The organism is Streptomyces sp. NPDC006733 (assembly GCF_040636125.1).
In the GTDB taxonomy this organism is placed as follows: domain Bacteria; phylum Actinomycetota; class Actinomycetes; order Streptomycetales; family Streptomycetaceae; genus Actinacidiphila.
Map to the genome: position 1 here is coordinate 1 of NZ_JBEYJD010000047.1, position 20,342 is coordinate 20,342.

The 20,342-nt window shown below is 70.9% G+C and carries 14 protein-coding genes and 1 pseudogene; 3 read left to right on the forward strand and 12 right to left on the reverse strand.

Features of this window, described 5'->3' with window-relative positions:
• The 3 genes and pseudogenes from ABZ721_RS32485 to ABZ721_RS32495 all read right to left on the reverse strand — a co-directional run.
• A pseudogene (locus ABZ721_RS32485) lies at positions 1-102 on the reverse strand (prolyl aminopeptidase); the annotation flags it as partial.
• Between the two features lie 46 nt (positions 103-148).
• Positions 149-1,234: a branched-chain amino acid aminotransferase gene (locus ABZ721_RS32490; RefSeq protein WP_358792359.1), complete on the reverse strand. Its 1,086-nt coding sequence runs from the start codon at positions 1,232-1,234 to the stop codon at positions 149-151.
• Between the two features lie 186 nt (positions 1,235-1,420).
• Positions 1,421-2,458: a 3-isopropylmalate dehydrogenase gene (locus ABZ721_RS32495; RefSeq protein WP_358792360.1), complete on the reverse strand. Its 1,038-nt coding sequence runs from the start codon at positions 2,456-2,458 to the stop codon at positions 1,421-1,423.
• A 129-nt stretch (positions 2,459-2,587) separates the two neighbouring features.
• Between ABZ721_RS32495 and ABZ721_RS32500 the strand changes: the two genes are divergently transcribed.
• Positions 2,588-4,186, forward strand: a complete 1,599-nt coding sequence (locus ABZ721_RS32500; RefSeq protein ID WP_358792361.1) for a metallophosphoesterase family protein — start codon at positions 2,588-2,590, stop codon at positions 4,184-4,186.
• A gap of 579 nt (positions 4,187-4,765) precedes the next feature.
• On the opposite strand, the gene pruA is transcribed toward ABZ721_RS32500, so the two are convergent.
• The gene (gene pruA / locus ABZ721_RS32505; RefSeq protein ID WP_358792362.1) at positions 4,766-6,394 is read right to left on the reverse strand and encodes an L-glutamate gamma-semialdehyde dehydrogenase; all 1,629 of its coding nucleotides are present in this window, start codon (positions 6,392-6,394) and stop codon (positions 4,766-4,768) included.
• A 29-nt stretch (positions 6,395-6,423) separates the two neighbouring features.
• Complete coding sequence (locus tag ABZ721_RS32510; RefSeq protein WP_358792363.1) at positions 6,424-7,353, reverse strand: proline dehydrogenase family protein; 930 nt, start codon at positions 7,351-7,353, stop codon at positions 6,424-6,426.
• Positions 7,354-7,488: 135 nt separating this feature from the next.
• On the opposite strand from ABZ721_RS32510, the gene ABZ721_RS32515 reads away from it, so the two are divergent.
• Complete coding sequence (locus ABZ721_RS32515) at positions 7,489-8,703, forward strand: helix-turn-helix domain-containing protein (protein WP_358792364.1); 1,215 nt, start codon at positions 7,489-7,491, stop codon at positions 8,701-8,703.
• Positions 8,704-8,721: 18 nt separating this feature from the next.
• Here ABZ721_RS32515 and ABZ721_RS32520 read toward each other — a convergent pair whose 3' ends face one another.
• The 7 genes from ABZ721_RS32520 to ABZ721_RS32550 all read right to left on the reverse strand — a co-directional run bounded on the left by ABZ721_RS32520 (position 8,722) and on the right by ABZ721_RS32550 (position 19,088).
• Positions 8,722-9,306 (reverse strand): Uma2 family endonuclease, encoded by a 585-nt coding sequence (locus tag ABZ721_RS32520; protein ID WP_358792365.1) that lies wholly within the window; start codon positions 9,304-9,306, stop codon positions 8,722-8,724.
• A gap of 130 nt (positions 9,307-9,436) precedes the next feature.
• On the reverse strand, positions 9,437-11,029 hold the full coding sequence (gene serA / locus ABZ721_RS32525; protein WP_358792366.1) for a phosphoglycerate dehydrogenase: 1,593 nt from the start codon (positions 11,027-11,029) through the stop codon (positions 9,437-9,439).
• A 236-nt stretch (positions 11,030-11,265) separates the two neighbouring features.
• Positions 11,266-12,267, reverse strand: coding sequence for a ketol-acid reductoisomerase (gene ilvC, locus ABZ721_RS32530; RefSeq protein ID WP_358792367.1), 1,002 nt, complete (start codon positions 12,265-12,267; stop codon positions 11,266-11,268).
• A gap of 116 nt (positions 12,268-12,383) precedes the next feature.
• Positions 12,384-12,911, reverse strand: a complete 528-nt coding sequence (gene ilvN, locus ABZ721_RS32535; protein WP_358792368.1) for an acetolactate synthase small subunit — start codon at positions 12,909-12,911, stop codon at positions 12,384-12,386.
• A gap of 31 nt (positions 12,912-12,942) precedes the next feature.
• On the reverse strand, positions 12,943-14,820 hold the full coding sequence (locus ABZ721_RS32540) for an acetolactate synthase large subunit (protein ID WP_358792369.1): 1,878 nt from the start codon (positions 14,818-14,820) through the stop codon (positions 12,943-12,945).
• Between the two features lie 197 nt (positions 14,821-15,017).
• Positions 15,018-17,855, reverse strand: coding sequence for an EAL domain-containing protein (locus ABZ721_RS32545; protein WP_358792370.1), 2,838 nt, complete (start codon positions 17,853-17,855; stop codon positions 15,018-15,020).
• Positions 17,856-18,134: 279 nt separating this feature from the next.
• A complete protein-coding gene (locus ABZ721_RS32550; protein WP_358792371.1) occupies positions 18,135-19,088 on the reverse strand; it encodes a 2-hydroxyacid dehydrogenase in 954 nt (317 codons plus the stop codon).
• A gap of 87 nt (positions 19,089-19,175) precedes the next feature.
• Between ABZ721_RS32550 and ABZ721_RS32555 the strand changes: the two genes are divergently transcribed.
• Complete coding sequence (locus ABZ721_RS32555; RefSeq protein ID WP_358792372.1) at positions 19,176-20,219, forward strand: aldo/keto reductase; 1,044 nt, start codon at positions 19,176-19,178, stop codon at positions 20,217-20,219.
• Positions 20,220-20,342 lie beyond the last annotated feature (123 nt).

Below are 20,342 nucleotides of genomic sequence, written 5' to 3' on the forward strand. Positions count from 1 at the left end.
GTGGATCAGGACACCGGGGATCCCGGCCAGCCGGCCCGCGTCGCGGATCAGCTGGCCGTCCTCCAGCCAGCCCCCGTGGGCGAAGTAGTGGGCGCCGATCTGGGCGGGAACCGGACGCGGGCGCTCGGCGAGGGGGACGACGCGGGCGTCAGCCCAGCTGGTGCATCCAGCCGTGCGGGTCCGGGGCGGTGCCGGTCTGGATGGCGAGCAGCGCCTCGCGCAGCTTCATCGTCACCTCGCCCGGGTTGCCGTCGGCGACGGTCCAGTCGGCGCGGGTGGACTTGACGGAGCCGACCGGGGTGATCACGGCGGCGGTGCCGCACGCGAAGACCTCGGTGATGGAGCCGTCGGCGCAGCCGCGCTTCCAGTCCTCGACGGAGATCCGGCCCTCGCTGACCTCGTAGCCGAGGTCGGCGGCGATCCGCAGCAGCGAGTCGCGGGTGATGCCGGGGAGCAGCGAGCCGGTCAGGGCGGGGGTGAGGATCTTGTTACCGGAGACGAAGTAGAGGTTCATGCCCCCCATCTCCTCGATCCAGCTGCGCTCGATCGCGTCCAGCCAGACGACCTGGTCGCAGCCGTGCTCGATGGCCTGGGCCTGGGCCACGAGGGAGGCCGCGTAGTTGCCGCCGGCCTTCGCCGCGCCGGTGCCGCCGGGGGCGGCGCGCACGTACTCCTCGGAGAGCCAGACGGAGACCGGCTTCACGCCGCCCGCGAAGTACGCGCCGGCGGGCGAGGCGATCACCATGAAGAGGTACTCGTTGGCCGGCTTGACGCCCAGCCCGACCTCGGTGGCGAACATGAAGGGGCGCAGGTAGAGCGACTGCTCGCCCGCGGCGGGCACCCATGCCTTGTCCTGGGCCACGATCGCGTCGACGGCCTCGATGAACGTCTCGATCGGCAGCTCGGGCATGGCCAGCCGGCGCGCGGAGTCCTGGAAGCGCTTGGCGTTGGCCTCGGGGCGGAAGGTGGCGACCGTGCCGTCGGGCTGGCGGTACGCCTTCAGGCCTTCGAAGATCGTCTGCGCGTAGTGCAGCGTCATGTTGGCCGGGTCGATGGACAGCGGGGCGTAAGGCACGAGCTGCGCGTCGTGCCAGCCACGGCCCTCGGTCCACCGGATCGTCACCATGTTGTCGGTGAAGTGGCGGCCGAACCCGGGGTTGGACAGGATCGCCTCGCGCTCCGCGTCGGACAGCGGGTGCGAGGAAGGCTTGAGCTCGATCGTGGGCGTCGTCATGTCTGCGTGTCCTTCACCGTGAGGTCATGGCGGACCGCACCCGCCGTCCCAGTGCTTGGACGTCCGAGTTTCCCCTCGCACAGCGGCCCCACCGCTGATTATCGCAGCGATGGGGCCATAGGCATAAATGTGCGGCCCGGGGTTGATGGTCGCACCCGGCCGGGGCTGATGCCCAGGGTCCGGGTGTCAGCCGGCTACTCGTGCGGCCAGCGCGTCGCCCACCTGCACGGTGCTGCGCGGGGCGGTGCGCTCGGCGAGGTCGGCGTGCACGGCCTTCTCGACGCGGGCTGCCTCGTCGGCGTAGCCCAGGTGCTGGAGCAGCAGAGCCACGGAGAGGATGGTCGCGGTCGGATCGGCCTTGCTCTGGCCTGCGATGTCCGGGGCGGAGCCGTGGACCGGCTCGAACATCGAGGGGAAGTCGCCGCTGGGGTTGATGTTGCCGCTGGCGGCGACCCCGATGCCACCGGATACGGCGGCGGCGAGGTCGGTGATGATGTCGCCGAAGAGGTTGTCGGTGACGATCACGTCGAAGCGTGCGGGGTCGGTGACGAGGAAGATCGTCGCCGCGTCCACGTGCAGGTAGTCCGTGGTCACGTCGGGGAACTCTTCGCCGACCTTGTTGAAGATGTTCGTCCACAGGTGGCCGGCGTAGACCAGCACGTTGTTCTTGTGGACCAGCGTGAGCTTCTTGCGCGGGCGGGCCTGAGCGCGGGCGTAGGCGTCACGCACCACGCGCTCGATGCCGAACGCGGTGTTCAGGCTGACCTCGGTGGCCACCTCGTGCGAGGTGCCGGTCCTGATGGAGCCGCCGTTGCCGGTGTACGGGCCCTCGGTGCCCTCGCGGACCACGACGAAGTCGATCTCCGGCGAGCCGGCGAGCGGAGTGGCCACGCCCGGGAAGAGCTTGCTGGGGCGGAGGTTCACGTGGTGGTCGAAGGCGAAGCGGAGCTTCAGCAGGAAGCCGCGCTCCAGCACTCCCGACGGCACCGACGGGTCGCCGATCGCGCCGAGCAGGATCGCGTCGTGCTCCTTGAGCTGCGCGAGGTCGTCCTCGGTCAGCGTCTCGCCCGTCGCGTGGTAGCGCTTGGCGCCGAAATCGAAGGATTTCGTCTCCAGCTTCACGTCCGAAGGAAGGACGGCGGCAAGGACCTTGAGGCCTTCGGCCACGACCTCCTGGCCGATTCCGTCACCGGGGATCACTGCGAGGCTGAGGGTGCGAGACATGCGGGAAACCCTACTCGGCGTCCCATTGAATGACACTTGGTGTCCGCATGACGGACATATGGAAGGGTGGCCACCGCCCGTTCACCCGATGTACGGCAGCGGGTCGAACAGCGCTGCGACATTGCGCGCATGGACACACCACGTATGGGTATCGCGGACCGGCTCGCCGACCGGATGAGCATGGCCGAACAGCACGAGTACCTGCGGTCCCGGCTGACCCGCCGCGGGGTCATCCGCGGCACCGTCGCCGCCGCCGGAGCGGTGGCGGGCGCCGGGCTGCTGAGCGGCACCGCGAACGCCGCCCCGGCCTCCCCCACGCTGCTGGGCAAGCCCGCGACCGGGCACCACGTCAGCGGCTCCCTCGTCGCCCCCTTCGCCCGCCACCTCGCCTTCGGCGCGGACCCGAAGACCCAGTTCCGGGTCTCCTGGCAGGTCCCGCTCGCCGTGCGGAAGCCGTTCATCCGGGTGGGCCTCAAGCCGTGGTCGCTCAGCCACCGCATCCAGGCCGAGGTCCGCGCGCTGCACACCCCGCAGCTGCTCAACAGCAAGCTGCCGCCGGTGGACCAGTACTACCTGCACGCCGCGCTCGACGGGCTGCACCCCGGCACCACCTACTACTACGGCGTCGGCCACGAGGGCTTCGACCCGGCCTCCGGCCAGGCGTTCGGCACCATCGGCAGCTTCACCACGGCGCCGGCGCGCGGCAACGAGCGCTTCACCTTCACCGCCTTCGGTGACCAGGGCGTCAGCTACCACGCGCTCGCCAACGACAGCCTGATCCTGGCGCAGAACCCGGCGTTCCACCTGCACGCCGGCGACATCTGCTACGCCGACCCGGCCGGCTCGGGCCAGCAGTCCGACTCCTCCGTCTACGACGCCCGGACCTGGGACCAGTTCCTCGCCCAGACGGAGTCGGTCGCGTCCCGCGTCCCGTGGATGGTGACGACCGGCAACCACGACATGGAGGCCTGGTACTCCCCCAACGGCTACGGCGGTCAGGAGGCCCGCTGGAGCCTGCCGGGCAACGGGCCCGACGCGAAGAACCTGCCGGGCGCGTACTCCTTCGTGTACGGGAACACGGCCGTCGTGGCGCTCGACGCGAACGACGTCTCGTACGAGATCCCGGCCAACTACGACATCAGCGGCGGCAAGCAGACCGCGTGGCTGGACAAGCGCCTGGGCGAGCTGCGCAAGCAGCGCGGCATCGACTTCATCGTGGTCTTCTTCCACCACTGCGCCTTCTCGACCACCAACGCGCACGCCTCCGACGGCGGGGTGCGGGAGAAGTGGGTGCCGCTCTTCGAGAAGCACCAGGTCGACTTGGTCGTCAACGGCCACAACCACGTCTACGAGCGCACCGACGCGATCCGCGGCGGCAAGGTCTCGAAGCCGGTCGCCATCGGCGACACGGTCCGCCCCGAGCAGGACGGCATCGTCTACGTGACGGCCGGCGGCGCGGGCCGCAGCCTCTACGACTTCCCGGCGCCCGACTCGTTCGAGGGCCACGAGCACCCCGTCGACTCGGTCGCCACCTGGCACTCGGCCAAGGGCGGCGGCAAGGTCACCGAGAACGTCACCTGGTCGCGGGTCCGCTACACGGGCTACTCGTTCATCGCGGTCGAGGTGGACCCGGCGGCCTCCGGCCGGACGGCCACGCTGACGGTCTCCGCGCTGGCGGAGACGGGCGAGCGGATCGACCACTTCACGGTAGCCCGGAGGGCGAAGTGAAGGACCGGCACAGCACGGTAGCCCGGAGGGCGAAGTGAAGGACCGGCACAGCACGGTGGCCCGGAGGGCCAGGTGAAGAACCGGCACAGCACGGTGGCGCCGCGCGCTCGCTGAGCGCGGGCCTCGGGCGCCGGACGGGTTTCTACCCGTCCGGCGCCCGTTGCTATGTCTTTGCGGGTCGGCGCGGCGCTAGCGCGCCTCGTGGCCGGTGCTGCCGCCGTTGTCCCGGCGGTCGAGCGAGCGCTGCAGGGCCTTCATCGCGTTCTCGCGTGCGGTCTCGTCCATGGTGATCAGCTCCAAAGGAAGATCAAGGAGATGGTTGTCGCCACAGAACGGGGCGGGGAACGTGCGCGGCAGGGGGTGACCTGCGTGAAGGGCGCGGGTTCGCATCCGCCGATCGCTGGTGGAGCGATTCGTTCGGCTTCTACAAAGCTAGGCCAGCGCCGCGGTTATGTCTCCACAGTTACTCGGACTTCCTACTATCTGAGACGGACACCACCCGAACGCGGGCCGCCCCCGCCTCCGGACGGGGACCGGAGGCGGGGGCGGCGGTATGCGGTCGGGCTGCTGCCGGGCAGGTCAGCCCTGGTGGGGGTAGCGGTAGTCGGTCGGCGGGACCAGCGTCTCCTTGATGGAGCGGGTGGAGGTCCAGCGCATCAGGTTGGACGCGGCGCCGGCCTTGTCGTTCGTACCGGAGGCGCGGCCTCCGCCGAACGGCTGCTGGCCGACGACGGCGCCGGTCGACTTGTCGTTGATGTAGAAGTTGCCGGCGGCGAAGCGCAGCTTCTCCATCGCGTCGACGGCCGCGGTGCGGTCCTGGGCGATGATCGAGCCGGTGAGGGCGTACGGCGAGAACGACTCCATCTGGGCGAGCATGGCGTCGAAGTCGTCGTCCTCGTAGACGTACACGCCCAGGATCGGGCCGAAGTACTCGTCGCGGAAGATCTCGTTCTCCGGGTCCGTCGAGACCAGGACGGTCGGGCGGACGAAGTAGCCGACCGAGTCGTCGTAGGTGCCGCCGGCGACGACCTCGATCGTCGGGTCGGACTTCGCGCGGTCGATGGCCGCCTTGTTCTTGGCGAAGGCGCGCTCGTCGATGACGGCGCCGATGAAGTTCGACAGGTCGGTGACGTCACCCATGGTGATGCCGTCGACCTCGGCCGCGAACTCTTCCTTGAAGCCGTTGTCCCAGATGGAGCGCGGGATGTAGGCGCGGGAGGAGGCCGAGCACTTCTGGCCCTGATACTCGAAGGAGCCGCGGGTCAGCGCGGTCTTCAGGATCGCCGGGTCCGCGGAGGGGTGGGCGACCACGAAGTCCTTGCCACCGGTCTCGCCGACCAGGCGCGGGTACGTCTTGTACTTCTCGATGTTGTTGCCGACCGTCTTCCACAGGTGCTGGAAGGTCTTGGTCGAGCCGGTGAAGTGGATGCCGGCCAGGTCCGGGTGGGTGAGCGCCACCTCGGAGACGGCGATCCCGTCGCCGGTCACCAGGTTGATGACGCCCTTGGGGAGGCCCGCGGCCTCCAGCACGCGCATCAGCAGCACGGCGGCGTGCGTCTGCGTCGGGGACGGCTTCCACACGACGGTGTTGCCCATCAGGGCGGGCGCGGTGGGCAGGTTGCCCGCGATGGCCGTGAAGTTGAACGGCGTGATCGCGTAGACGAAGCCCTCCAGCGGCCGGTGGTCGCTGCGGTTCCACACGCCGGCGCTGCTGATCGGCTGCTCGGCGAGGATCTGCCGGGCGAAGGAGACGTTGAAGCGCCAGAAGTCGACGAGCTCGCAGGGGGTGTCGATCTCGGCCTGCTGGGCGGTCTTCGACTGGCCGAGCATGGTCGAGGCGGCGAGCGTCTCGCGCCACGGACCCGACAGCAGGTCGGCCGCGCGCAGGATGATCGCGGCGCGGTCGTCGAAGGACAGCGCGCGCCAGGCGGGCGCCGCGGCGAGGGCGGCGTCGACGGCGTCCTGCGCGTCCTTGGCGGTGGCGTTGGCGTAGGTGCCGATGCGGGCGCTGTGGTTGTGCGGCTGCACGACGTCGAACCGCTCGCCGCCGCCCATCCGCTTCTCGCCGCCGATGGTCATCGGCAGGTCGATCGGGTTGCCGGCCAGCTCCTTCAGCTTCGCTTCGAGCCGGGCGCGCTCGGGGGATCCCGGGGCGTAGGAGTGGATCGGCTCGTTCACCGGCGTGGGGACCTGGGTCACAGCGTCCATAAAGGTGCGCTCCTTTGAGTGAGGGTTACTCAGCGGCTGGGGAGGAAGGAACGGAGGAAGAAGGCGAGGTTGGCCGGACGCTCCGCGAGACGACGCATGAAGTATCCGTACCAGTCTGCGCCGTAGGGCACGTAGATGCGCATGCGCTCGCCGTCCTGGGCGAGGCGGCGCTGCTCGGCGGTGCGGATGCCGTAGAGCATCTGGAACTCGTAGCTGCCGGGCTTGCGGCCGTGGCGCGCGGCCAGCTCCTGGGCGATGGCGATCATGCGCGGGTCGTGCGAGCCGACCATCGGGTAGCCGTCGCCGGCCATGAGGATCTTCAGGCCGCGCACGTACGCCTTGTCGACCTCGGCCTTGGACTGGAACGCGACGCTCGCGGGCTCCTTGTACGCGCCCTTCACCAGGCGCACGCGCGAGCCGGCGACGGCGAGCTTGCGGGCGTCGTCCTCGGTGCGGAACAGGTACGACTGGATGACGGCGCCGGTGTCCGGGTGCTCCTTGCGCAGCTCGGCGAGGATGCCCAGGGTCGAGTCGACCGTGGTGTGGTCCTCCATGTCGAGGGTGACCGTGGTGCCGATCGCGGTGGCCAGCTCCGCGACCTCGCGGACGTTCTCCAGCGCGATGTCGTGGCCGCCGCCGGGCAGCGCCTGCCCGAACGCGGAGAGCTTCACGGAGACCTCGGCGCGGGTGCCGAGGCCTTCGGTCTCCAGTGCCCGCAGCAGGGCCAGGTACGCGTCGCGGGTGGCGCTCGCGGTGGCCGCGTCGGTGACGTCCTCGCCCAGGTGGTCGAGGGTGACCTCCAGGCCGGACGAGGTGAGCTCGCGGACGTTGTCCAGGGCCGGATGCAGTTCGTCACCGGCGACGAAACGATTCACCACAGGACGGGTGACCGGCGCCGCGGCGACGATGCGACGCATGCGGTCGCTGCGCGAGGCGGCGAGCAACACAGGACCGAGCACGGGGGCTCCTTCAGGATCAGAGCATGAACAGGCAGCGACACCGCGAAATCTAGGGTTCACCTACCCCGTGAACCATCGACACCTGTCACGCATCCGTGCGGCTTCCCTCATACAGATGTAAGAGAGAATGGAGGGGTGCGAGAGGACTACGAGGAACTGGTCGACGAGGTGTCCGCTCTCGTCGGCGCGCCCGCGACCCTGGAGGACCGCGATTTCCGGCTGATCGCGTTCGGCGCGCACGACAGCGACGACGGCGTGATGGACCCCGTCCGCACCCGCTCGATCCTGACCCGGCGCTCGACCGCCGAGGTCCGCTCCTGGTTCGAGCGCTTCGGCATCGCCCGCGCCACCGGCCCGGTGCGCATCCCCGCCGCCCCGGCCGCGGGCGTCGTCCGCGGCCGGATCTGCCTGCCGGTGCGCCATCGCGGCATCGTGCACGGCTACGTCTGGCTGCTCGACGACTCGGACGCCGGACCCGACCCCGATCCGCGGCTCGTCGCCGCCATGGAGGTCTGCGACCGGATCGGCGACCGGCTGGCCGCCGAGTCCCGGGCGGGCGCCGACGTCGGGCGCGAGCTGCGCGCGGCGCTGACCGCGGGGCCCGGGGAGCGGCGCGAGGCCGCGCGGGACGCGCTGAGCCGGGCGCTGGGCCCGGACGCGGACGAGGTGCACGCACTCGTGTGCGTCCTGGGCTGGACCGCTCCCCCGGCGCTGGACGGCGCCGCGCGCTCCGCCGACGCGGCCGAGGGCGCGGACGACGGGTCGAGGGAGCTGCCGGGGATCCGGACGATCCCGGGCGCCGCCGCCCTGTGCCGGATCCCGGCCCCCGTCTCCACCGGCGCGGACCCGCTGGCGGTCCTGGTCCGGCTCCGCTCCGCCCAGCACGCCTCCCCCGCCCGCACCGCCGCGGCCCGGCTGCTGGAGACGTCGGCCGCGCCCGGCGCGGTGGCCGGTGTCGGCGAGCCCGCCCGCGGGTTGGACGGGCTGTCCGAGGCTTGGCAGCAGGCGACCGCGGCGGCCCGCGCGGCGCGGGTCCAGCCCCGGCTGGCCCCGGTCGCCGACTGGGCGGGCCTCGGCCCGTACCGCATGCTCTCGGCGCTCCCGGGCGGAGCCGCCCCGGACCCCGCCGTCCTGCCGCTGCTGGAGCCGTCCCACCGTGAGCTCGCCCGCACCGCCGAGGTCTACCTGGACTGCGCGGGCCAGGCGGGCCGCACGGCCGCCGCCCTCGCCATCCACCGCCAGACCCTCTACTACCGCCTCTCCCGCATCGAACAGCTCACCGGCCTCGACCTGGACGAGGGCGAGGACCGGCTGCTGCTGCACATGGCGCTGAAGGCCGCGCGGCTGTAGAGGACAGGCCGAGCGGTGCTACAGGCGGTCGATCTCGCTGAGGTCGATGTCGATGGTGAAGGGGACGGGGACCTTGAGCCGCTCGTGGTGGATGCCCGACGGAACATAGGTACGGGTCATCGTGTCGAGTTCATAGACGCAGACGACCGGCTGCCGGCCCTCACCCTTCTCGATCCGCCAGAAGTGCGGGATGCCCGCTTCCGCGTAGAGCTGGGGCTTGCGCTTGCGATCCCGCTCCTCGGACTCGGGCAAGACGACTTCCACGGCCAGGACGACGTCCTCGGCCTGGTAGCCGGTTTCGTCGGCGGCCTCCGAAACGGCTTCGGCCCGCACGATCGAGATATCCGGCTCCGGCCGATTGGACCGGTTCAGCACGATGGTCATCTCACGCAGCACACGGAACCTGTCCGGAGCCGCCTGACGCAGGCGCGTGCTCAACAGATCCACGGCCAGCATGTGGAAATACTTCTGCGGACTCACGAAGACAAGGCTCCCGTCGATCAGCTCTGTGTGCGGCGGGAGATCGGGGATGCGGTCGAGGTCGTCCGCGGTGAATCCGCCGACAGGCGGGAAAGCCCAGGCCGGCAACGGTTCAGCAGTCATGATTCCTCCCATGGACGGGATTCTGTCCGCAGCGCTCAGCGCAGTGGGAGGGAATGACGAAGCCGCCCTTCATACGGGTGAAGGGCGGCTGCGTCGCTGACGTTCCGGATCGGTCTCCCGACCGGACGGGTCAGTCCGTCAGGTCCACCGCGCGGGCCGACGTGGCGCCGATCTCCTCGGCGATCTCGGCCAGGGCAGCCGGGGGGATGCACGAGTCGACGGTCAGGGCCACGAGGGCCTCGCCGCCGACCGCCGCGCGGGCGACCTGCATGCCGGCGATGTTGACGCCCGCCTCACCGAGGATGCGGCCGATCGTGCCGACGACGCCGGGGCGGTCGGTGTAGCGGAGGAAGGCCATGTGGTCGGCGAGGACCAGGTCCACGTCCTCGTCGCCGACCGCGACGATCTTCTGGATGTTCTTCGGGCCGGCCAGCGTGCCGGAGACCGACACCTCCACGCCGTCCGTCAGCGTGCCGCGGACCGTGACCATGTTGCGGTGGTCGGGCGACTCGCTCGACGTGGTCAGCCGGACCTCGACGCCGCGCTCCTGCGCGAACAGCGGGGCGTTGACGTAGGAGACCGTCTCGGCGACGACGTCCTCGAACACACCCTTGAGCGCGGAGAGTTCGAGCACCTTCACGTCGTGCTGGGTGATCTCGCCGCGGACCTCGACGTCCAGGCGGGCGGCGACCTCGCCGGCCAGCGCGGTGAAGATGCGGCCGAGCTTCTCGGCGAGCGGCAGGCCGGGGCGCACGTCCTCGGCGATGACGCCGCCCTGGACGTTGACCGCGTCCGGGACCAGCTCGCCGGCGAGCGCGAGGCGGACGGACTTGGCGACGGCGATGCCGGCCTTCTCCTGCGCCTCGTCGGTGGAGGCGCCCAGGTGCGGGGTGGCCACCACGTTGTCGAACTGGAAGAGCGGGGAGTCGGTGCACGGCTCCTTCGCGTAGACGTCCAGGCCGGCGCCCGCGACGCGGCCCTCCTTGAGGGCCGAGGCCAGCGCCTCCTCGTCCACGATCCCGCCGCGCGCGGCGTTCACGATCCGGACCGACGGCTTGACCTTGTGCAGGGCCTCGTCACCGATCAGGCCGAGGGTCTCGGGGGTCTTCGGCAGGTGGACGGTGATGAAGTCGGAGACCTCCAGCAGCTCGTCCAGGCTGAGGATCTTGACACCCATCTGGGCCGCGCGAGCGGGCTGGATGTAGGGGTCGTACGCGACGATCTTCATGCCGAACGCGGACATGCGCTGGGCGACCAGCGCGCCGATGCGGCCGAGGCCGACGACGCCGAGGGTCTTCTCGGCCAGCTCCACGCCGGTGTACTTGTTCCGCTTCCACTCGCCGTTCTTCAGCGCCGAGTTGGCCGGCGCGATGTTGCGGGCGGTGGCGATGAGCAGGCCGCAGGCCAGCTCGGCGGCGGTGACGATGTTCGACGTCGGCGCGTTGACGACCATGACGCCGGCCTTGGTGGCGGCGGCGACGTCGACGTTGTCGAGCCCGACGCCCGCACGGGCGACGACCCGCAGCTTGGGCGCGGCGGCGATGGCTTCCGCGTCGACCTTGGTGGCGCTTCGGACCAGGATGGCGTCGGCATCCTTGATCGCGGAGAGCAACTCACCCCGGTCGGCGCCGTTGCAGTGCCGGATGTCGAAATCCGGCCCCAGTGCGTCGACGGTGGCGGGCGACAGCTCTTCGGCGATGAGTACGACAGGCTTCTGGCTCACGTGGTCCTCACTTGTCCTTCGTGGGCGGCCGGTCCCGCGGACGCTCCAGGGAGGGAGGGGATGGCATGCCGCGTGGAAGACGCACGACGCTGTGAGCCTGACGCGCTTTGTAGTTGCAGTGTATCGGCGCCGCCGAGTGCGACTTGTGCCTTGGTGGAAGGATCACCCGCACGTGGCTGTACGCCGTGGACAACGGTGCGGGGCGGCCACTGCGACCGCCCCGCACCCGACAGGGCTCAGGCCTTGTCGTCGACCCAGCTCATGAGCTTGCGGAGCTTCTTGCCCGTGGTCTCCAGCAGGTGGTTCTCGTCGGCCTTCTTGTACTCGTTGTACTTCGGGAGGCCGGCGTTGTACTCCGCCATCCAGTTGTTGGCGAAGGTGCCGTCCTGGATCTCGGCGAGGACCTTCTTCATCTCGACCTTGGTCTGGTCGTTGATGATGCGGGGGCCCGTGACGTAGTCGCCCCACTCGGCGGTCTCGGAGACCGACCAGCGCATCTTCTCCAGGCCGCCCTCGTACATCAGGTCCACGATCAGCTTCAGCTCGTGGAGGCACTCGAAGTACGCGATCTCGGGCTGGTAGCCGGCCTCGACGAGGGTCTCGAAGCCCGCCTTGACCAGGGCCGAGGCGCCACCGCAGAGGACCGCCTGCTCGCCGAAGAGGTCGGTCTCGGTCTCCTCGGTGAAGGTGGTCTTGATGACGCCGGCGCGGGTGCCGCCGATGCCCTTGGCGTAGGAGAGCGCGAGCTCGAACGCCTTGCCCGTCGCGTCCTGCTCGACACCCGCGATGCACGGGACGCCGCGGCCCTCTTCGTACTGGCGGCGGACCAGGTGGCCCGGGCCCTTCGGGGCGACCAGGGCGACGTCGACGTTGGCCGGCGGCTTGATGAAGCCGTAGCGGATGTTGAGGCCGTGACCGAAGAAGAGCGCGTCGCCGTCCTTGAGGTTGTCCTTGATGGACTCCTCGTAGACCTTGGCCTGGAGCGGGTCCGGGACCAGGATCATGATGACGTCGGCCTCGGCGGACGCCTCGGCGACGGAGACGACCCGCAGGCCCTCCTCCTCGGCCTTGGCCTTCGACTTGGAGCCCTCGTGCAGGCCGACGCGCACGTCGACGCCGGAGTCGCGCAGCGACAGCGCGTGGGCGTGACCCTGGCTGCCGTATCCGATGACCGCGACCTTGCGGCCCTGGATGATCGAGAGGTCGGCGTCGTCGTTGTAGAACAGCTCGGCAGCCACTTGGGATATCTCCTTGGTTCTGTGGATTGCCCACACAGTACGTCCGGTGGGCGGAGGAAAGCGCGTCGGTCTCGCCATGCGGTCCCACCGGGGCGGGACCGCAGGGCGAGGGGTGCTCACGCGGAGCGGTCGAGGGCCCGCAGGGAGCGGTCCGTGATGGAGCGGGCACCACGCCCTATGGCGATGGTGCCGGACTGCACCAGCTCCTTGATGCCGAAGGGCTCCAGCATCTTGAGCATCGCCTCCAGCTTGTCGGCGCCGCCGGTGGCCTCGATCGTGACGGCCTCCGGGGAGACGTCCACGGTCTTGGCGCGGAACAGCTGGACGATCTCGACGATCTTGGAACGGGACTCGTTGTCGGCCCGCACCTTCACCAGAACGAGTTCACGCTGAACGGCGGCCGCGGGCTCCAGCTCGACGATCTTCAGAACGTTGACCAGCTTGTTGAGCTGCTTGGTGACCTGCTCCAGCGGCAGCTCGTCGATGACGTTCACGACGATGGTGATGCGGGAGATCTCGGGGTGCTCCGTGGTGCCCACCGCGAGGGAGTCGATGTTGAAGCCGCGGCGGGAGAACAGCGCGGTGATCCTGGCGAGGACACCGGGCTTGTTCTCCACCAGGACGGAGAGCGTGTGCTTGGACATGTCGCTTCGTTCCTTCTCTCGGTCCTGCGCCTCAGTCTTCCTGGCCGTCGCTGAAGTCCGGGCGGACATCGCGGGCGGCCAGGATCTCGTCGTTGGAGGTGCCGGCCGCGACCATCGGCCACACCATGGCGTCCTCGTGGACGATGAAGTCCACGACCACCGGGCGGTCGTTGATCGAGTTGGCCTTGGCGATGACCGCGTCCAGCTCGTCCGGGCTCTCGCAGCGCAGGCCCACGCAGCCCATGGCCTCGGAGAGCTTGACGAAGTCCGGGACGCGGGTGCCGCGGTTGACCGTCGAGCCGACGCCCACCGTCGAGCCGCTGTTGGAGTTGGTCTCACCGGCGTGCAGCACGGTGTTGGAGAACCGCTCGCCGTAGAAGAGGTTCTGCCACTGGCGGACCATGCCCAGGGCGCCGTTGTTGATGATGGCGACCTTGATCGGGATGTTGTTGAGCGCGCAGGTGACCAGCTCCTGGTTGGTCATCTGGAAGCAGCCGTCACCGTCGACCGCCCAGACGGTCGCGCCGGGGACGCCGGCCTTGGCGCCCATCGCGGCGGGCACCGCGTACCCCATGGTCCCGGCGCCGCCGGAGTTGAACCACGTGTTGGGCTTCTCGTACTTGATGAACTGCGCGGCCCACATCTGGTGCTGGCCGACGCCGGCCGCGAACAGGGTGCCCTCGGGCGCCAGCTGGCCGATCCGCTCGATGACCTGCTGCGGGGAGAGGCTGCCGTCGTCCGGGAGGTCGTAGCCCAGCGGGTAGGTCTCGCGCCAGCGGTTGAGGTCCTTCCACCAGTCGGCGTAGTCGCCCTTGTGGCCGGCCTCGTGGTCCGCCTGGACCGCGACGATCAGGTCGGCGAGGACCTCGCGGGCGTCGCCGACGATCGGCACGTCCGCGGCGCGGTTCTTGCCGATCTCGGCGGGGTCGATGTCGGCGTGCACGATCTTCGCGCCCGGGGCGAAGGTGTCCAGGCGGCCGGTGACCCGGTCGTCGAAGCGGGCGCCGAGCGCGATCAGCAGGTCGGACTTCTGCAGGGCGGTGACCGCGGTGACGTCGCCGTGCATGCCGGGCATGCCGACGTGCTGCGGGTGGCTGTCGGGGAACGAGCCGAGCGCCATCAGCGTGGTGACGACCGGGGCGCCGGTCAGCTCGGCCAGGATCCGCAGCTCGGCGGTGGCGCGGGCCTTCATGACGCCGCCGCCGACGTACAGCACCGGGCGCTTGGCCTCGTTGATCAGCCGGGCGGCCTCGCGGATCTGCTTGGCGTGCGGCTTGGTCACCGGGCGGTAGCCGGGCAGGTCGGTCTGCGGGGGCCAGGAGAAGGTCGTCTGGTTCTGCAGCGCGTCCTTGGCGATGTCGACCAGGACCGGGCCCGGACGGCCGGTGGCGGCGATGTGGAACGCCTCGGCGATGGTCCGCGGGATGTCCTCGGCCCGGGTCACCAGGAAGTTGTGCTTGGTGATCGGCATCGTGATGCCGCAGATGTCCGCCTCCTGGAAGGCGTCGGTGCCGATCGCCTTGGAGGCGACCTGGCCGGTGATCGCGACCAGCGGGACGGAGTCCATGTGGGCGTCGGCGATCGGGGTCACGAGGTTGGTGGCGCCCGGGCCGGAGGTGGCCATGCAGACGCCGACCCGGCCGGTGGCCTGCGCGTAGCCGGTGGCGGCGTGGCCGGCACCCTGCTCGTGGCGGACCAGGATGTGGCGGACCTTGACGGAGTCCATCAGCGGGTCGTAGGCCGGCAGGATCGCACCGCCAGGGATACCGAATACGGTGTCGGCGCCGACCGCCTCGAGCGAGCGGATGAGGGACTGCGCGCCCGTCATGCGCTCTGGGGTGGTGGGCTGCTGTCCCCCGCTGCGGGCCCGCGCTTGCGGATGGGGGGCCCCGGTGGCCTGCTCGGTCATCTGCGTTCTCTTCTCTCGAAGATGAGTTTCTTCTGGGTGCCAGGCAACAAAAAACCCCTCGTGCCGGCAGGCAAGCGAGGGGAGCGCGTCGGTGCGTATTCCAAGGCGGTGGTGGGCCTCGGTCAGCCGACGCGCTTTCCAAGTACGAGAATTCGGGTGCGCATGGACACGACCCTCCCCCTGGACCCCTGGGAGTGTCAAGCGGGTGGGACGGGCGTCTCAGCATTTGAGCGAAGGGTGTCACCCGAACCGGTGTTTCCGTTGTGCCGCACGGGGAGCGGGCCGCCGGTCAGAGCGACGGAACCGTGCGGTACGGGGTAGCCGCCGCGGGCCAGCGAGCCCCGCAGCCGGTGCTCGTCGAGCGGGCCGGAGAAGGCCATGCCCTGGCCGTGCGTACAGCCCATGGCGCGCAGCGCGACGACCTGCTCGGGCCGGTCCACCCCGTCGGCCACGGTGCGGATGCCCAGGTCCTCGGCGATGCGCAGCATGCCCGAGGTGATCTTGTGCAGCCGGGCGGACTCCACGATGCCCTCCACGAAGCTGCGGTCGATCTTGAGCAGGTCCACCGGGAGGCGGCGCAGCGCGGTCATGGCCGCGTAGCCGGTGCCGAAGCCGTCCAGCGCGATCTGGACACCGAGGCGGCGCAGGCTCGACAGCCTGCGCTCCAGCTCCTCCAGGGAGATCCGCGGGTCGTTGTCGGTCAGCTCCAGCACCAGGCCGCCGGTGGGCAGCTCATGGCGGTTCAGCAGCGTCTCGATGCTGCCGGGCGGCAGGTCCCGGTGCATCAGCCGGCGGACGGACATCCGGACGGCCACCGGCACGGCATGGCCGGATCCGTGCCGCAGCGCGGCCTGCTCGACCGCTTCCTGCAGCAGCCAGCGGCTCAGCTCCGCGGTGCGGTCGGTGTCCTCCGCCACCCGCAGGAACTCGGCGGGGGTGAAGAGGATGCCCTGCGCGGACCGCCAGCGGGCCTGCGCCTCGACGGCGGCCACCCGCCCGGTCCGCAGCTCGACCACCGGCTGGTGCAGGAGGGTGAACTCCCCGTCGTGCAGCGCGTTGCGCAGCCGGGTGGCCAGTTCGGCCCTGCGCACCACGTCGGCCTGCATCTGGGGCGCGTACATCTCGACCCGGCCCTTGCCCGCCTGTTTCGCGCGGTACATCGCCAGGTCCGCGTTGCGCATGAGCTCACTGGGGGTGATCCCCGGCTCGGCGAACGCGACGCCGATGCTGGCCGCGACCCGGACCTCGCCGGACTCCACGCGGTACGGCTGGGAGAGCGCGGAGCGCAGCCGGTCGGCGATCTCGTGGATCTGGTACTCGCGCAGCCGCCGGTCGGCACTCCCGCCACAGATGAGGGCGGCGAACTCGTCGCCGCCCAACCGTGCCGCCGTGTCGCCGGAGCGAACCGACTCCTGGAGCCGCCGGGCCGCCTGGACGAGCAACTCGTCGCCGGCCTGGTGGCCGACCGTATCGTTGACCGCTTTGAATCCGTCGAGGTCGACGAAGAGCACCGCCGCCTCGCCGTCGCCGCTGCGGCGGCCGCCCAGCGCCCGGCTCACCCGCTCGGTGAACAGGGCGCGGTTGGGCAGGTCGGTGAGCGGGTCGTGCGAGGCGTTGTGCTGGAGCTGGGCCTGAAGGCGCACCCGTTCGGTCACGTCGCGGCTGTTGAAGATCAGCCCGCCCTGGTAGCGGTTGACGCTGGACTCCACGTTGAGCCAGCCGCCGCCCTCCCGGCCGCGGCCGGCGCGGATCCGGCACTCGATGCGCGTAGCGGGCTCCGCGGCGGGCGAGGCGGCGAGAAACCTGCGGACCTCGTGCACCACCCGCCCCAGGTCCTCGGGGTGGATGTGCGAGGCGAACTCGGTGCCCACCATCTCCCCCGCGTCCCGCCCGTAGACGCCGCGGGCGGCGGGGCTCACGTAGCGCAGCACGCCGGTGGGCGCGGCGATCATGATGACGTCGCTGGAGCCCTGGACCAGGGAGCGGAAGTGGTTCTCCTTCTGGGCCAGCTCCTGGGTGAGGGCGATGTTGTCGAGCAGCATGATGCCCTGCCGGACGACGAGCGCGAGGACGACGGTGCAGCCGGTGAGGAGCACCACGTGGTCGGTCTTCCGGCCGTCGATCACGTTGTACAGGATGCCGAGCGTGCAGATGCCCGCCGCGAGGTACGGGACGAGCGCGGCCAGCGAGCCCGCGACCTTGCGGCTGGGGTGCGCCTGCGCCGGGTCCATCCGGGCGGCGTCCCGCCGCCCCGCCCAGGGGGCGTAGGCGAGGAGCATGGAGCCGGCGAACCACCCGGCGTCCAGGATGTGGCCGGACTGGTAGTGCTCGCGCCAGAGCGGGGAGCGGAAGAGCGCGTCGCACAGCACGGTCAGGGCGAGGGCGGCGATGGCGGTGTTGACCGCGACCCGGTTCGCCGGGGAGCGCCGGAAGTGCAGTGCGAGCACCATGCTGGCGAGCGCGATGTCGAGCAGCGGGTAGGCGAGGCGGAGGGCGGCCTGGGCGGCGCTGAGCCCCCGCAGGCTCGCGTCGTTCGCCAGCGCCAGGCTCCAGGCCAGGGTGAGCAGCGAGCCGCCGACGAGCCACGCGTCCAGCCCCAGGCAGACCCAGCCGGCCCGGGTCACCGGGCGCTTGGCGAGCATCAGCAGGCCGATGATGGCCGGTGGGGCGAAGAGCAGGAAGAAGAAGTCGGCGATCGACGTCTTCGGCAGTGCTCCGTCCAGCACCACCTCGTACCAGCCCCAGGTGCCGTTGCCGAGCGCCACCATGGCGGAGGAGCCGGCGAACAGGAACCAGGTGGGCCGCTGCCGGCCCCGGAGGGTCCGGGCGTAGACGAACGTGGAGACGCCGGCCGCCGCCGCGGCGGCCGCGAGCCCGAAGTCGCCCATGATGTCGGCGAGCCAGGTCGATCCCCAGCCCACCGCCGCGCCGGTCGCGTAACCGCCGCAGAGGGCGGCGACCAGGAGTTGGGGCACGAGCCCGGCCCGGCCGGTGTGGGCGGGCGGCTGAGTGATCACCGCCCCGGTCGAACTCACCGCGGGGCCCCGGATCGCTGTCGCGGTGCCCGGTGGTACCGCGTCAGGACGTCTCGCCATTGGCCGTGCATCACCCGTCGACCCCCCTTGCTTGCTGACCTTTCGCGCGCCGCCGTGCACCCGTGGGCAACCGCTGGGCGTCCGTGACGCGTCCCCCGATCGGGACGATACACCAGACTCGTCACTCAGGGACATAGTTCCTCTACACAGCGTAACCGCAGGGGAGATCACCGCCACGCAGTGCAGTCACGGGCCGCCGCACGCCCTCCACCTGCGACGTCAGGTCGTGGTGACCACGTTGTTGAGCGGCTCCCCTGTGGCGAAGCGGAACAACTGCGCGCGCAGCAGCCGCTCGGCCCTCGGCAGGAACGCGGACGTGCTGCCGCCGACGTGTGGGCTGATGAGGAGGTTCGGCGCGTGCCAGAGCGGGTGTCCGGCGGGCAGCGGTTCGGGGTCCGTGACGTCGACCGCCGCGCGCAGCCGTCCGGACTCCAGTTCGGCCAGCAGCGCTTTGGTGTCGACCACGGGCCCGCGCGCGACGTTCACCAGCAGCGCGCCGTCCTTCATCCAGGACAGGAACTCCGCTCCCGCGAGCCCCCTGGTCGCCTCCGTGAGCGGGGTGGAGAGCACCACCACGTCGGCCTGGGGCAGCAGTTCCGGCAGTTCGGCCAGGGAGTGCACCGGGCCGCGCGGGGAGGGGCGCGCGCTGCGGGCCACCCGCACCACGTCGCACTCGAACGGCGCCAGCCGGTCCTCGATCGCGCTGCCGATCGCGCCGTAACCGACGATCAGCACGCTCTTGTCGGCGAGCGCGGGGTAGAAGCCGTCGTGCCACTCCTCCGCGTCCTGGCCGCGCACGAAGCGCGGGATGCCGCGCAGCGAGGCGAGGACGAGCGCGAGGGTGAGTTCCGCGGTGCTCGCCTCGTGCACGCCGCGGGCGTTGCACAGGCGGACGCCGGGCGGCAGGTGCCCGAGGTGCCCGGCGACCTGGTCGGTGCCCGCGCTCAGGGTCTGCACGACGCGCAGCCCGGACATCAGCGGCAGCGGGCGGCGGGCGACCTCTGCGCCCTTCATGTACGGCACGACGTAGAAGGCGGCGGTCGACGGATCCGCCGGATACTCGTCGGCGCCGTCCCAGAAGACGTAGTCCAACTCCGCGGGCAGCGGGCCGATCTGCTCGGACGCGATGGGCAGCCAGACCTGGGGCCGCGGGTTCAGCAACGTGTCAGCCATGGTCAGGAGGCTATGCGACGCACTGTCCGAGGGGGACGTTACCTTGGTCCACGCCCCTGTCGGGGCGTTGTGAGGAGGGCAGGCCAGGTGGAGCGCAGGACAATCGGTGCAGCAGCTCTCGAAGTGGGCGCCGTGGGCCTGGGGTGCATGCCCATGAGCTGGGCGTACAGCGCTTCGCGGCAGGACGGCGAGAAGTCCCTCCGAGCGGTGCACGCGGCGCTGGACAGCGGCACGTCGCTGCTGGACACCGCCGACATGTACGGCCCGTTCACCAACGAGCTGCTGGTCGGGCGGGTGCTGCGGGAGCGCCGCCGGGACGTGTTCGTCTCCACCAAGTGCGGTCTGCTGGTGGGCGAGCAGCACATCGTGGCCAACGGGCGGCCCGGCTACGTCAAGCGGGCCTGCGACGCGTCGCTGCGGCGGCTGCAGACCGACGTCATCGACCTGTACCAGCTGCACCGGATCGACGCGGAGGTCCCCGTCGAGGAGACCTGGGGCGCGATGGCGGAGCTGGTGGCGGCGGGCAAGGTGCGCTCGCTCGGCTTCTGCGCGGTCGGAGCGCGCGGCAACCGGCGGACGAACAAGGGGGGCGCGCGCAGCGCATCCGCAGAAGGGTGGCGGCGGGCGACGGGCGGGCGGATGCATGAGGAGACGATCCGGCAGCTGGTGCGCGCGCAGCAGGTATTCCCGGTGAGCTGCGTGCAGGCGGAGCTGTCGGTGTGGTCCACCGAGGCGCTGGAGGCGCTGCTGCCGTGGTGCGCCGCGCGCGGTGTCGGGTTCATGGCGGCGATGCCGCTCGGCAACGGCTTCCTGACCGGCACCCTCACCCCGGGGCAGGGCTTCGAGCCGGACGACCTGCGGGCCCGTCATCCGCGCTTCACCGCCGAGATGATGGCCGCCAACCAGCCCATCGTGGCGGGCCTGCGGCGGATAGCGGAACGGCACGGCGCGACCCCGGCGCAGGTGGCGCTGGCCTGGATACTCGGCCAGGGGCCCGCCGTGGTCCCGGTGCCGGGCACGAAGACGGAGCGCTGGGCGGCGGAGAACGCCGGGGCGGCCGCGCTGCGCCTGGAGCCGGCGGACTTCGCGGAGATCGCCGGGCTGCCCGCCGTACGGGGCTCCTGGGACTGACCGGCCGTGCGGCCCGCTTCCGGGATCCGGGCGGAAGGGAGGGCAGGGCGGCCGGGTGGAGTGCGTGCGGGGCCCGGGGGACGACGCCATGGGCGGGCGGAACGCCCGTGGGGGCGCGCGGGA

What these genes read in the sequence shown, in the direction of transcription:
- pruA (WP_358792362.1), bottom strand. Translation starts at nt 6,394, where the DNA reads ATGGACGCTGTGACCCAGGTCCCCACGCCGGTGAACGAGCCGATCCAC.
- ABZ721_RS32550 (WP_358792371.1), bottom strand. Translation starts at nt 19,088, where the DNA reads ATGGCTGACACGTTGCTGAACCCGCGGCCCCAGGTCTGGCTGCCCATC.
- ABZ721_RS32540 (WP_358792369.1), bottom strand. Translation starts at nt 14,820, where the DNA reads ATGACCGAGCAGGCCACCGGGGCCCCCCATCCGCAAGCGCGGGCCCGC.
- ABZ721_RS32495 (WP_358792360.1), bottom strand. Translation starts at nt 2,458, where the DNA reads ATGTCTCGCACCCTCAGCCTCGCAGTGATCCCCGGTGACGGAATCGGC.
- ilvN (WP_358792368.1), bottom strand. Translation starts at nt 12,911, where the DNA reads ATGTCCAAGCACACGCTCTCCGTCCTGGTGGAGAACAAGCCCGGTGTC.
- ABZ721_RS32500 (WP_358792361.1), top strand. Translation starts at nt 2,588, where the DNA reads ATGGACACACCACGTATGGGTATCGCGGACCGGCTCGCCGACCGGATG.
- ABZ721_RS32490 (WP_358792359.1), bottom strand. Translation starts at nt 1,234, where the DNA reads ATGACGACGCCCACGATCGAGCTCAAGCCTTCCTCGCACCCGCTGTCC.
- ABZ721_RS32520 (WP_358792365.1), bottom strand. Translation starts at nt 9,306, where the DNA reads ATGACTGCTGAACCGTTGCCGGCCTGGGCTTTCCCGCCTGTCGGCGGA.